A 12,251-nucleotide genomic window follows, 5' to 3' on the forward strand; every position below is an offset into this window, starting at 1 on the left:
TTTGTTAGACTAGCGCGTTAGGAAGACCCTGCAGTAGGGCAGTGCAGACGAGCAGGGGATGGTTCAGGGCCGCTCTAACCATGGGCTCTCTAACCATGGGCCGAGGCGCGTTGCGCGTCACCGCCTCTCCGGGAGCACCTCGTCTCACCCCGCACAAAGGACGCCATGTTGAGGCACGAAAACGCAATCTGGGATGATATCCTCGAGTACGTCCGCGACAAGATCCCCGAGGTCGAGTTTCGCACCTGGTTTAAGCAGGTCCGTCCGCTAGGCATCGAGAACGGCGTCTTTATGATCGGTGTGCCGCACTCGTTCGCGCGCGACTGGCTCAAAAACCACTACAGCCCGGTGCTCGAGCACGCGCTTAAAGACCTCGGTGCCGCCTCCCCGCGCGTCGGCTTTCAGGTCGTCAGCTTCCCGACCACCGAGCAGCCCGACATCTTTCAACCCCAGACGACCGGTGACGACAGCTCTCAGGTCAAGCGGCCGCGACTCAACCCCAAGTACGTTTTTTCCAACTTCGTCGTCGGCCCCAACAACAACCTCGCCTCCGCCGCAGCGCTCGCCGTCGCTGAGGCGCCGGGGCGGGCGTACAACCCGCTTTTCATCTACGGCGACGCTGGACTCGGCAAAACGCATCTGATGCACGCCGTCGGTCACGCCGTCGCCGAGCGCCTCCCGCAGCTCTACATCGAGTACGTCACCACCGAAGCGTTTACCAACGACCTCATCAACGCTATCCGCGAGGATAGGATGACCGCCTTTCGCGACCGCTACCGGAGCGTCGACGTCCTGCTCGTCGACGACGTGCAATTTATCGCCGGCAAAGAGCGGACCCAAGAGGAATTCTTCCACACCTTTAACGCGCTCTACGAGTCGGGCAAACAGATCATCCTCTCCTCCGACCGCCCCCCTAAAGACATCCCGACGCTTGAAAACCGCCTGCGGAGCCGTTTCGAGTGGGGGCTCATCACCGACATCCAGGCGCCGGAGCTAGAGACGCGCATCGCGATCCTTAAGATGAACGCCGAATACCGCGGCGTCAAAATTCCGCCGGACGTCATCGACTACATCGCTCGGCAGGTGACCTCCAACATCCGCGAGCTCGAGGGGGCGCTCGTCAGGGTCATTCTCTACGCCAGCATGAACCAAGTCGAGCTCAACCGCCAGACGGTTGCCGCCGCCCTCTCCGACGTCTATGCTCCTAGCGAGCTCAACTTGAGCATGGAGGAGATTTTGCGGGCGACCGCCTTTCACTTCGAGGCCGACGCCGAGGACCTCCGTTCAAAAGGCCGCCGCCACGAACTCGTCGTACCGCGGCAGGTCGCCATGTACCTCATGCGCGAGCTGACCTCGCACTCGTATCCCGAGATCGGTCAGTTTTTTAGCGGTCGCGACCACTCGACCGTGGTCTACGCGGTGCAGAAGGTCGGGGAGCAGCTCGCCAAGGACCGCGAGCTCGAGATGCGGATCCAAGCGATCAAAAGCGACCTCCTGTAAACTCATCTAAAAGGTCAGTTTTTCATGATTTTAATTTTTTGCTCATTTCGAGTTGTGGATAAGTCTGTGGATAAGCTGTGGATAAGCTGTGGACAACGCTGTGGATAACGCCCCTATCCGCAGGGCTGTGGATAGCTGTGGATAACTTGCGGGGTTATCCACAGCTCAGGGCGAGTTATCCACAGTTTTATCCACAGCGGCTTTACCGTCTGGAGCGGATTAAACCCCAGTTATCCACACTATCCACAGCCCCTACTATAGAGAAAGGGTTCTGTCTTGATGCCTGATGTTCTCCGTCCCCCCTTTTTAAGCTTAGAGGTTGTGCTCTCATGAATGTCGAGGTACCGAGAAAGGCGTTGGGGGAGGTGCTCGCGCACCTCGAGCGCATCGTGCCGAGCCGTAGCAGCAACCCGAGCCTCAGCTTGCTCCGCCTCGAACTTAGCGACGGCCACCTTACCCTGAGCGGGAGCAACCTCGACCTCGACTTGCAGGCTACCCTCGCCGTGAGTAGTAGCGGTGAGCGCGGTGGCCCGTGGGCCCTGCCAGCTCACGTCTTCGGCCAAGTCGCGCGGGCGCTGCCCGGTGAACTCGTCGAGCTGACGTTTGAGAGCGCCGAGCTCGAGGTGCGTTCGGGAAGCTACGCGACGAAGCTCCAACTCATGACCACCGACTTGCCCGACTTGGTGTTCCCCAACGACCTGCCGGGCCGTTTTTCCGCCGAGCGTTTGGGCGCAGCTCTCAGCCACGTCCGTTACGCCGCCGCCGTCGCCGAGTACCAAGCCATCTTCCGCGGCGTCAAGCTCGAGCTCCACGACGGTCGCACCCGCGCCGTAGCGACCGACGGCTTTCGTCTCGCGTACTATCACCTAGGCGCGTCGACCGGGTTGGCGCAAGACATCGTGATCCCCGCCCGCAGCGCCGACGAGCTCGTAAAGCTGCTCGGCGATGGTGAGACCAAGCTCGGCCTCAGTGAGGGACAGCTGTCACTCGAGACCGGCCCGTATCGGCTCAACGTCAAACTCATGGAGGGGACGTTCCCCGACTACGAACGGGTGATCCCATCGCACTTCCCGGTGAGCATCACCCTCGCCGCGCGTACCCTGCTCGAAGGGGTGCAGCGGGTGGCGGTGATGGCCGACCGCACGGCGAACAACCGCGTCGACCTCTTTGTCCGCGACGGCACCCTGCAGATCACCGCCGAAGGGGCCTATGGGCGCGCTCAGGAGGCGCTCGCCGTCGCGCAGGAGGGGAGCGAGTCGGAGATCGCGCTGGCCTACAACGCCGACTACCTCTTAAGCGCGCTGCGGCCCGTGGGCGGTGACGTGCGCTTCTCCTTCTCCGGCCCGACGAGCCCGAGCGTGCTCGTTAGCCTCGCCGACCCGAGCTATCTGGCGATGGTCGTGCCGCTGAGAACGGGGTAGCCCTAGGGCGCGCCAAGGGGGCGACCTGAGGGTGCGCGGCGGTATAAGCTGGTTGGGGCAGCGGTGTAGCGGCGTCGGTGTAGCTGCTCGCCTTAGCGGTGCGAGGGGTGTCGAGGGCTACCGTTTGACGCCGCCGACCCCGACGTGGGACAGACGGCGCTGGTGAGCACCCCAAAGGTGTTGCCTGCAAAGGAGTGTTATGACACAGATTGAGACGGTCTACGCAGCCGAGCTGCTCGACTCGAGGGGGAACCCCACGGTCGGAGCCACGGTGCGCCTGACGAGCGGCGTTGCGGCCTCTGCAGCAGTCCCCTCGGGCGCCTCGACGGGGATGCACGAGGCGGTCGAGCTGCGTGACGGCGGCGAGCGCTACGGCGGCAAAGGGGTGTTAAAGGCGGTCGCGAACGTTAACGAAACGCTCGCGCCGGCGCTCGTAGGGGTCGACGCGGCCGACCAGAGCGGGCTCGACGCGCTGTTGCTCGAGCTCGACGGCACCCCCAACAAGGCCAACCTGGGCGCCAACGCGCTTCTAGCGGTGTCGCTCGCGGCGGCGCGGGCGGTCGCGCAGACCCTGGAGCTGCCCCTCTACCGCTACCTAGGGGGCGTCGCCGCGCGGACGTTGCCGGTGCCCATGATGAACGTGATCAACGGCGGCAAACACGCCGACAACCGCGTGGACATGCAGGAATTCATGCTGGCGCCGATCGGTTTCGAGCGCTTCTCCGAAGCTTTGCGCGCTGGCGTCGAGACCTTTCACGCGCTTAAAAAGGTGCTCACCAAACGCGGTTACAACACCAACGTCGGCGACGAGGGCGGGTTTGCCCCCGATCTCAAGTCGAACCAAGAGGCCATCGAGGTGATCCTCGAGGCGATCGAAGCGGCGGGGTACACCCCCGGCGACGAGATCGCCATCGCGCTCGACCCCGCCTCGACCGAGTTCTATCGCGACGGCCGCTACCACCTCGAGGCCGAAGGGAAGGTGCTGACGAGCGGCGAGATGATCGCCTACTGGAGCGACTGGGTCTCCCGCTACCCCATCGTATCGGTCGAGGACGGGCTCGCCGAAGACGATTGGGAGGGGTGGGCGGAGCTCACACGGGCGCTCGGCGACCGGTGTCAGCTCGTCGGCGACGACCTCTTCGTCACCAACGTAACGCGGCTGCAGCGCGGCATCGACGAGGGGGTCGGTAACGCGATCCTGGTCAAGGTCAACCAGATCGGCACCCTGACGGAGGCACTAGAGGCGATCGAACTCGCCAAACGCGCGGGTTACCGCAACATGATCTCACACCGCAGCGGCGAGACCGAAGACGCCTTTATCGCCGACCTCGCGGTCGCGGTCAACGCCGGGCAGATCAAAACGGGTTCGGCGAGCCGCAGCGATCGGCTCGCCAAGTACAACCGGCTGCTCCTCATCGAGGCGGAGCTCGGCGAAGCGGCGCGCTTTCTCGGGCGACGCGCGTTCTGATGCGCCAGGTTCGCCGAACCAAGATCGTCGCCACCTTGGGGCCGGCGAGCAGCGACCCCGAGGTCATCAAAAACCTCATCCAGGCGGGGGTCAACGTCTTTCGGCTTAACTTCTCGCACGGCAGCCGCGAGACGCACCAAAACAACATCGCACTGATCCGGCAGGAGGCGGCGCGACTCGGCACCCCCATCGGCGTGCTGCAAGACCTTCAAGGCCCGAAGATCCGCACCACCACCTTTGCCGAGGGCAAGGTCATGCTGACCGCCGGGCAGCGTTTTAACCTGACCTGTGACGACACCTCCCCCGGGGACGCTGCGCGCGTGGGCGTCACCTACCCCAACCTGTTTGCCGACGTCAAGGTCGGCGACACGCTGCTTTTAGACGACGGGCGGCTCGCGCTGCGCGTCACGGCGGTGCGCGGCGAGACCATCGAGACCGAGGTCACCCTCGGGGGGGTGCTCTCGAACAACAAGGGGATCAACATCCCTGACGCTGACCTGTCGATCCCCGCGCTGACCGACAAGGACGTCGAGGACCTGCTCTTTGGAGCGGAGCTCGACGTCGACTGGGTGGCGATGAGCTTCGTGCGGAGCCGCGACGACCTGCTGCTCGCTCGGCACTACCTCGCGAGGGCAGGGTCGCGGGCGAAGCTGATGGCCAAGATTGAAAAGCCGTCGGCGGTCGCCCGCTTCGACGAGATCCTCGCCGAGGTCGACGGCATCATGGTCGCGCGCGGCGATCTGGGGGTCGAGCTCCCCCCCGAGCGGGTACCGATCATTCAAAAGCGCCTGATCCGCGCCTGCGTCGAGGCGGGCAAACCGGTCGTGACCGCGACGCAGATGCTCGAGAGCATGATCTCGAGCCCGACGCCGACGCGCGCGGAGGCCTCCGACGTGGCCAACGCCATCTACGACGGCACCGACGCCATTATGCTCTCGGCCGAGACGGCGGTCGGGAGCTATCCGGTCGAAGCGGTGCGGATGATGGCCCGCATCGCCCTATCGGTCGAGGGGGACGCGAGCTACCAGGCCAACTTGCGCGAGCACTACCCGCAACCCGACAGCACCACGGCCGATGCGGTGTCGCTCGCCGCCTGCCAGATGGCGCACTTTCTCTCCGCCAGGATGATCGTGACCTTTACCTCGTCGGGGACGACGGCGCTGCGCGTGGCGCACAACCGCCCCTCGGCGCCCATCTTGGCGCTGACCCCGAGCGAGCGGGCCTACCGGCAGCTCAGCCTCTCGTGGGGGATCCTGCCGGTATTCTCCGAAGAGATCCATTCGACCGACGAGATGGTCGAGGTCGCCAACGCCAAGATCATCGAGCTGATGAAGCGCACGGCGGGTCTTACCGTCGGCGACCGCTACGTGATCACCGCAGGCGTCCCTTTCGGTATGCGCGGCACCACCAACCTCATCCGTGTCGAGGTGATCCGCGAAACCCCCGGATAGCGTTGAGCGCTCGCTACCGGTCCGCGCACGGCAGCGAGGCGCTTGGGGGCGCTGGCAGCGCGACACCCACCCAAACCAAAAGCGGGCGCAGCTGCGCCCGCTTTTGCTGCCCTGTAAACAGTTACGCGTTCTCCGCGACGACCGCGACCTTGAGGTCGATGGGCACTTCGGGGTGGGGTTTGTAGACCACGGTGTACTCGCCGAGGGTTTTGATCGGCTCGTGCAGGTCGAGCTTGCGGCGGTCGATGGTGACCTCGAAGCGCTTTTCAAGCGCCTCGGCGATGTCGCGCGCCGTGACCGAGCCGTAGATGCGGTCTTCACCGGCGCGCACCGGGATCTCGAGCTGCGCCTCGGCGAGCATCTCTTTAAGGCGCTCGGCGTCGGCTTTGCGTTCGGCGAGCTGCTTCGCCCGCTGCGCCAAGCGCGCCTCTAGCTCGCGCTGATTGGCCTGCGTCGCGGGCAGGGCGAGGCCGCGCGGTACCAGAAAGTTGCGCGCAAACCCCGGTTTGACCGAGACCAAGTCCCCCGCTTCGCCGAGTTTTTCAACCGGTTCGAGCAGGATGACGTTCATTTGCGCACCAGCTTCTCGGTGATCGGGACGATGGCGAGAACGCGCGCCTGTTTAATCGTGGTGGCGAGCCTACGCTGGTGCTTCGCGCACACACCGGTCCGCCGCCGTGGCAGGATCTTGGCGGTGTCGGAGATAAAGCGGCGCAGCATCCTACCGTCGCGGTAGTCGGTGACCTCTTGCTCCCCCGTGCAGAAGGGGCAGACCTTCGGGCGGCGCCCGCGGCGTCCGCCGCGGCGGTCATCGCGGTCGCGGCGGCTTTTCGTGTTACGTGCTTGAGCCATCTAAAACGGTAGATCCTCTTCTGGTGGAAATTCCTCGTCAATGTCCAGCGCGGGGCTGGGACGACTCTGCTGACCCCTTTGGGCGCCCACCGCCTGCTGAGCGGGTTGGGGGCGGGTGCTGGCGCCACCACCGCCAGGACCACGGGTCAGGTACTCGACGCGGCTACCTTCGAGTTTGTCCTTGTACTGACGGTTGCCGTCTTTGTCCGTCCAGTTGTCTTTGACGAGCCGTCCGATCACCAGCACCGGATCGCCTTTGGCGAGCTCCGCGCAGCTCTCGGCCAGCTCACGCCAGACGTTGACCTCGACAAAGTGAACGCTCTCCTGGTCCTGCCCGCTGCGGTCGCGGTACTGCTCGTTGACGGCGACGACAAAACGGGTGACCGCGTCGCCCGAGGGGGTGTAGCGCAGCTCGGCGTCCCGGATCAGGTTGCCGATGATGGTGACGTGGTTGAGCGCATTTTTCAGGCGCTCCTGACCGCGCGCGTCGAGCACCGTCGGTTCGCCCTTGCGCGGGCCGTGGGTCAGCACGTCGACGCGCACGGCGTTGATCCCGAGCGCGCTCCGCTTCTGGCCGCTCGCGTCCTCCCAGGCGCGGTAGTTTAGGCGCCCTTCGACGAAGACGGGCGTTCCGGCCGCCAGTTGATCGACCAGGTATTCGGCCTGTTTGCCGAACACCGACACGCGGTGGTACCACGCCAACTCACGCAGCTGGCCGTCGCTCCCGACGACGTGGTCGTTACCGGCTAAGTTGAGCTCCAAAATGGCCAAACCGCCGGCGGTGTACTTCATGTCGGGTGCTTGGGTCAGGGTACCGATGAGCTGGACGCTGTTAAGCCCTCGAGCCATGTTCTCCTCCGGATAAAGTCAACGGTGCGTTACCTCTGCGTGCGAGTCTTAAGCTGAAGCGGCTGGGGCCTCCTGGCCGGCGTCGCGCTCGCTGCTCCTTTGGGTGCGCTGTTCGGGACGGTCGCGCGTGATGAGTACGCGCATGACGTTGTCGCGCAGCCGCAAGTTGGTAGCGAGCTGGCGCGGCGCGGTCTCGGGGAGGCGAAGTCGGTAGATGATGTAGTAGCCCTCGTTCAGCTTGCGGATGGGGTAGGCGAGGCGCTTGTTGCCCCACTCGTCGGTGCTGAGAACCTCCCCCTCGAAGCGCTCGATCTGCGCCGCGATAGCGTCTTTCTCGAGGCCGAGCTGCGCTTCGCTCAGGTTGGGGTCGAGAATGACGTTAAGGTCGTAGTTGTGCATGTCACCTCCTTTACGCGTAGGCTCGCTGCTAAAAAGCAACCACGTACTCTACCACGGCGGGAGCGAAACGTGCTAGGCGCTGGCGACAGCGAAGCGCGCGGGGCATAAAGCGGAGGTCGCGCGGCAGCGGGGGTGCACCGAGGGGCTGTGACATGCTAGCGAGGGAGGTGACCCTATGCCGGAGCCGAAGCGCACCGAGAGAACTCGTCGGCGGCGCAGCGCGGGGGAGGGGGGGCAACGCCGAACCCTGCACACCCTCGTCGTGGTGGCGCTGTGGCTCGGAGGGCTCCTCGCGCTGTGGCTGTTCGCTAGAGCCCAGGGGCAGACCCCGGGGGGGCTCTTGCAGGAGCTTCTCGAGGCGCTCCGCGTGCACCCGCTGGCGCCCTTTTTGCTCTTCGGGCTCTACCTCGTCCGGCCGCTTTTTCTCCTCCCCGTGACCCTACTGACCCTGACCGCCGGGCTGCTCTTCGGCGCGTTCTGGGGGTTTTGGTACGCCGCTGCCGCCACGCTCGCCTCGGCGACGGTGGCCTACATCGTCGGTCGCTTTTTCGCCCAGGACCTCCCCGGGCGCTTCGGGCAGGGTGTCTCGACCCGGCTTCAGCGGTTTCCCTTCGAGACGGTGTTGCTGTGCCGCTTTCTGCTCCTCCCGGGCGACTTGGTCAACTACCTCGCCGGCTTTTTGCGGGTGCGTCTGGGCGCTTTTTTGCTGGCGACCCTTATCGGTGGGGCGCCGGGGCTCCTCGTCGGCGTCCTCGCCGGCGCTTCGCTCGAGGGGTTGCCGGGTGAGGTGCGCCTGAACGCGTGGTACCTCGTCGCCTCGGGGGTGCTCCTCGGCCTCAGCCTAGGGGTCTCTAGGTGGTTGCGGCGCCGCAACCCGCTCGGGCGCAACCCGCTCTAGGGCTCCAAGCCGTAACGCGCCGTTAGGCGACGAGCACGCGGCGTTCGCAACCACTTTCGCGGCGCGGCCAAGGCGTGGTGGACACAAACGGTGGGGATGGGTGTCAAAGTGCGGAGAGGACAAAAAAAGAGCGCTCTTGCGAGCGCTGATAAAAACAGTGTACACCCGTATGCGGCATTCGTCAAGAGGATGCACCCGCCGCACCGGGAACCCGCGTGTAAGGGTCTTGAAATCGCCCGTAACGGTTCCTGAGGGCGCCCTCACGCCTGCTGGGAGGCGCTTAGAGCTCGAGCCCGACCGCGCGTCTAAAGGGGTAGATCTCCAGCTGCTGCCAGACCCCCTCTTTAAAGTAGACGTCGTTTTCGAGCAGCTCCCGCGCCGCCTCGAGCGAGGGCGCCTCGAGCAGCAGCGCGCTGCCGATCATCGTCCCCGCACCGTCTAAAAGCGCGCCGCCGAGCCGCACGCGGCCCGCGTCGACGGCGGGTCGGATCTCGTCGAGGTGCCTTTGGCGCGCCCGCTGCCGCCGCGCGGGGGCGTCGGGATCGGTGCCGTCTTTGGCGATGACAAGAAAGGTCATGACCGTTCTCCTCGGGCTCGCTGTGAGCGCGTTTTCCAGGTCAGCTTACCGCGTTTTGCCCCCGCGCGCGGCGACGGCAGGGAGGATGAAAGCGATGAACTTGATATAAGTAGACTCACATCTGTTGACATAGGTTTTTAGGATTGTTATACTCTGCTTTAGCTTGAGCGCCTTGCGCACAGAAATCTGCACAGCACCGCATCGAAGCAAGGCTTTGCAAACCATCCTGAAGGAGAGAACATGGCACGAGCCGTCGGTATCGACTTAGGCACGACAAACAGCGTGATCGCCATTATGGAGGGGGGGGAGCCGACCGTTTTGGTCAACAGCGAGGGCAACCGCACGACGCCCTCGGTCGTCGCTTTCAAGGGCGACCAGCGCCTCGTCGGTCAGGTCGCTAAACGCCAAGCGGTCCTCAACCCCAAAGGCACCCTTTTCGAGGTCAAACGCTACATGGGCCGCACCTGGGACGAGGTCAAAGAGGAGGCCGAGCGTTCGCCCTACGACGTGGTGCGCGGCAGCGACGGCGGCGTCCGCTTCGTCGTCGAGGGCAAGCAGTACACCCCCGAGGAGATCTCGGCGATGGTGTTGCAAAAGCTCGTGCAAGACGCCTCCGCGACGCTCGGTGAAAAGATCACCAAGGCGGTGATCACGGTGCCGGCGTACTTTAACAACTCGCAGCGTGAGGCGACCCAGAACGCGGGGCGTATCGCTGGGCTCGAGGTCTTGCGCATCGTCAACGAACCGACCGCGGCGGCGCTCGCCTACGGCCTCGACAAAAAGGGCAACGAGACCGTCTTGGTCTTCGACCTAGGGGGTGGGACGTTTGACGTCTCGGTGCTCGAGGTCGGCGACGGCGTCTTCGAGGTGCGCTCGACGAGCGGCGACACCCACCTGGGTGGGTCGGACTTCGACTACGCGGTCGTCAACTGGCTCGCCGACGAGTTCCAGCGCGAGTACAACGTCGACCTGCGCAAAGACAAGCAGGCGTTGCAGCGCCTGTTGGAGGCGGCGGAAAAGGCCAAGATCGAGCTTTCGGGGATCCCCGAGACCACCATCAGCCTGCCCTTTATCGCCATGGATCCCGCGTCGAACGCGCCCTTGTACCTTGAAAAGCGCCTCTCGCGCGCCAAGTTCGAGGAGCTCATCGCGCCGCTCCTAAACCGCGTGCGCGGCCCCGTCGAGACGGCGCTGCGCGACGCCAAGCTCTCGAAAGACGAGATCGACGAGGTCATCTTGGTGGGCGGTTCGACCCGCGTACCGGCTGTTAAAAAGCTCGTCCAGGAGATGCTCGGCAAAGCGCCCAACCAGTCGGTCAACCCCGACGAGGTGGTCGCTTTGGGGGCGGCGGTGCAGGCGGGGGTGCTCACCGGCGACGTCGAAGACATCGTCTTGCTCGACGTGACGCCGCTGTCGTTGGGGGTCGAGACCAAAGGGGGCGTGTTCACCAAGCTCGTCGAACGCAACACCGCCATTCCGGTGCGCAAGACCGAGGTGTTTACGACCGCCGAGAACAACCAGACCGGCGTCGAGGTGCACGTCCTGCAAGGGGAGCGCGCCATGGCCGCCGACAACAAGTCGCTCGGGCGCTTTAAGCTCGACGGTATCCCGCCGATGCCGGCTGGCATGCCGCAGATCGAGATCTCGTACGACATCGACGCCAACGGCGTTTTGAAGGTCACGGCGCGCGAGAAGTCGACGGGCAAAGAGGCGAACATCACCATTCAAAACACCACCACGCTCTCCGAAGCGGAGGTCGAGCGCATGGTGCAAGACGCGGCGGCCAACGCCGAGCGCGACCGCGAGGCGCGCGAGCACGCCGAGGCGAAGAACACGCTCGACTCGCTGCGCGTCCAGGCGCAGCGGGCTGTTGACGAGTCCACCGCTGACGACGACACCAAGCAGCCCGTAAGGCGCCTTATCGCCGAGGCGCAGAGCGCCATCGACTCGGACGCGCCCAAGAGCCGCCTCGAGGAGCTGGGCCGCGAGCTCGCCGAAAAGGTCGCCCAGCTGCAGCAGGCCGCGCCCTCTCAAGGTGGCGATGGCGGCGGCGATCAGACGCCCCCCAAAGCCGACGAGGACGTTGTAGACGCGGACTTCAAACCGGCGGGTTAGGATGCGCGACGACGTTCAGGAACGTCCAACCTTAGACGGGGTCGCTGAGGAGGTAGGGGAGAACCCTACCCCCTCGGAGGGCCCCGAGGCGGCGCAGGGCGCAGCTCCCGAGGCGCCGGTGGCGGACGCGGGTGACGCGGACACCGCGGGCGCCACGGACGCCGCGCCCGAAGGCGCCCCTGCGAGCGACGAGGCCTCCAGCAGCGTGGGGGCGCCGCCCGAAGCGGCCGTGTCGCCCGAAGAGGTCGCGCTGTTGCGCAGCGAGCTCGAGCGGGCGCGCACCGAGGTGAGCGACTTTAAAAACCGCTTTTTGCGGGCGCGCGCCGACCTCGAGAACTACCGCCGCCGCGCCGCTCAGGACGCCGCGCGGGCGCGCGAAGCGGGGCTAGACAGTGCGATTTTAACCGTGCTGGCGGTCTATGACGACCTCGGGCGGGCGCTCAGCGTCGCGAGTGACGACCCCACCAAGCTCCTGCCCAACCTCGAGGCGGTGCGCGAGGGGCTCAAACGCAACCTCGAGAGCTTGGGCTTTAGCGAGGTCGGCAGCGTCGGGGAGGCATTCAACCCCGATCTGCACGAGGCGCTGACGGCGGTGCCGACCGACGACGAGGCGGCGGCGAACACGATCGCCGAGGTGATCCAAACGGGTTTCGTCAAGGGCGAACGCCTCGTCCGGCCTGCGCGCGTGGTCGTCTTTCAGGGCTAGCAGGTTACGGTACGT

The 12,251-nt window shown here is 65.2% G+C and carries 12 protein-coding genes; 7 read left to right on the plus strand and 5 right to left on the minus strand.

The genetic code is table 11. The features are described from left to right. Positions 1–168: 168 nt before the first annotated feature. From dnaA to pyk, 4 genes are all read left to right on the plus strand, one after another. Complete coding sequence (gene dnaA, locus TRAD_RS00005) at positions 169–1,500, plus strand: chromosomal replication initiator protein DnaA (RefSeq protein ID WP_185095212.1); 1,332 nt, start codon at positions 169–171, stop codon at positions 1,498–1,500. Positions 1,501–1,829: 329 nt separating this feature from the next. After that, positions 1,830–2,921: a DNA polymerase III subunit beta gene (gene dnaN, locus TRAD_RS00010; RefSeq protein WP_013176525.1), complete on the plus strand. Its 1,092-nt coding sequence runs from the start codon at positions 1,830–1,832 to the stop codon at positions 2,919–2,921. 199 nt (positions 2,922–3,120) lie between these two features. Then, complete coding sequence (eno, locus tag TRAD_RS00015) at positions 3,121–4,389, plus strand: phosphopyruvate hydratase (protein ID WP_013176526.1); 1,269 nt, start codon at positions 3,121–3,123, stop codon at positions 4,387–4,389. Continuing rightward, positions 4,389–5,840: a pyruvate kinase gene (gene pyk / locus TRAD_RS00020; protein WP_013176527.1), complete on the plus strand. Its 1,452-nt coding sequence runs from the start codon at positions 4,389–4,391 to the stop codon at positions 5,838–5,840. Before eno ends, pyk begins: the two co-directional genes overlap by 1 nt. A gap of 121 nt (positions 5,841–5,961) precedes the next feature. On the opposite strand, the gene rplI is transcribed toward pyk, so the two are convergent. Genes rplI through rpsF form a run of 4 tightly spaced genes read right to left on the minus strand, consistent with a single transcriptional unit; the run spans position 5,962 to position 7,940 of the window. Next, the gene (gene rplI / locus TRAD_RS00025) at positions 5,962–6,411 is read right to left on the minus strand and encodes a 50S ribosomal protein L9 (protein WP_013176528.1); all 450 of its coding nucleotides are present in this window, start codon (positions 6,409–6,411) and stop codon (positions 5,962–5,964) included. Beyond that, complete coding sequence (gene rpsR, locus TRAD_RS00030) at positions 6,408–6,692, minus strand: 30S ribosomal protein S18 (RefSeq protein ID WP_013176529.1); 285 nt, start codon at positions 6,690–6,692, stop codon at positions 6,408–6,410. Before rpsR ends, rplI begins: the two co-directional genes overlap by 4 nt. Next, positions 6,693–7,541 carry a single-stranded DNA-binding protein gene (locus TRAD_RS00035; protein ID WP_013176530.1) on the minus strand — a complete coding sequence of 283 codons (849 nt, stop codon included), beginning with the start codon at positions 7,539–7,541 and terminating at the stop codon, positions 6,693–6,695. It lies immediately after the preceding gene. A 48-nt stretch (positions 7,542–7,589) separates the two neighbouring features. Then, on the minus strand, positions 7,590–7,940 hold the full coding sequence (rpsF, locus tag TRAD_RS00040; protein ID WP_013176531.1) for a 30S ribosomal protein S6: 351 nt from the start codon (positions 7,938–7,940) through the stop codon (positions 7,590–7,592). A 175-nt stretch (positions 7,941–8,115) separates the two neighbouring features. On the opposite strand from rpsF, the gene TRAD_RS00045 reads away from it, so the two are divergent. After that, positions 8,116–8,838, plus strand: coding sequence for a TVP38/TMEM64 family protein (locus TRAD_RS00045; RefSeq protein WP_013176532.1), 723 nt, complete (start codon positions 8,116–8,118; stop codon positions 8,836–8,838). Positions 8,839–9,118: 280 nt separating this feature from the next. Here TRAD_RS00045 and TRAD_RS00050 read toward each other — a convergent pair whose 3' ends face one another. Further along, positions 9,119–9,415, minus strand: coding sequence for a YciI family protein (locus TRAD_RS00050; RefSeq protein WP_013176533.1), 297 nt, complete (start codon positions 9,413–9,415; stop codon positions 9,119–9,121). A gap of 240 nt (positions 9,416–9,655) precedes the next feature. Here TRAD_RS00050 and dnaK point away from each other — a divergent pair, with 240 nt between their 5' ends. After that, entirely contained in the window at positions 9,656–11,530 is a 1,875-nt protein-coding gene (dnaK, locus tag TRAD_RS00055; protein WP_013176534.1) for a molecular chaperone DnaK, read from the plus strand. A 1-nt stretch (position 11,531) separates the two neighbouring features. After that, positions 11,532–12,236 (plus strand): nucleotide exchange factor GrpE, encoded by a 705-nt coding sequence (locus tag TRAD_RS00060; protein WP_013176535.1) that lies wholly within the window; start codon positions 11,532–11,534, stop codon positions 12,234–12,236. Positions 12,237–12,251 lie beyond the last annotated feature (15 nt).

This window comes from Truepera radiovictrix DSM 17093 (assembly GCF_000092425.1).
GTDB classification, from domain to species: Bacteria; Deinococcota; Deinococci; order Deinococcales; family Trueperaceae; genus Truepera; species Truepera radiovictrix.

Bases quoted from the DNA above. Each gene is read 5' to 3' on its own strand.
- dnaN (WP_013176525.1), top strand. From the start codon at position 1,830: ATGAATGTCGAGGTACCGAGAAAGGCGTTGGGGGAGGTGCTCGCGCAC.
- eno (WP_013176526.1), top strand. From the start codon at position 3,121: ATGACACAGATTGAGACGGTCTACGCAGCCGAGCTGCTCGACTCGAGG.
- pyk (WP_013176527.1), top strand. From the start codon at position 4,389: ATGCGCCAGGTTCGCCGAACCAAGATCGTCGCCACCTTGGGGCCGGCG.
- rplI (WP_013176528.1), bottom strand. From the start codon at position 6,411: ATGAACGTCATCCTGCTCGAACCGGTTGAAAAACTCGGCGAAGCGGGG.
- rpsR (WP_013176529.1), bottom strand. From the start codon at position 6,692: ATGGCTCAAGCACGTAACACGAAAAGCCGCCGCGACCGCGATGACCGC.
- TRAD_RS00035 (WP_013176530.1), bottom strand. From the start codon at position 7,541: ATGGCTCGAGGGCTTAACAGCGTCCAGCTCATCGGTACCCTGACCCAA.
- rpsF (WP_013176531.1), bottom strand. From the start codon at position 7,940: ATGCACAACTACGACCTTAACGTCATTCTCGACCCCAACCTGAGCGAA.
- TRAD_RS00045 (WP_013176532.1), top strand. From the start codon at position 8,116: ATGCCGGAGCCGAAGCGCACCGAGAGAACTCGTCGGCGGCGCAGCGCG.
- TRAD_RS00050 (WP_013176533.1), bottom strand. From the start codon at position 9,415: ATGACCTTTCTTGTCATCGCCAAAGACGGCACCGATCCCGACGCCCCC.
- dnaK (WP_013176534.1), top strand. From the start codon at position 9,656: ATGGCACGAGCCGTCGGTATCGACTTAGGCACGACAAACAGCGTGATC.
- TRAD_RS00060 (WP_013176535.1), top strand. From the start codon at position 11,532: ATGCGCGACGACGTTCAGGAACGTCCAACCTTAGACGGGGTCGCTGAG.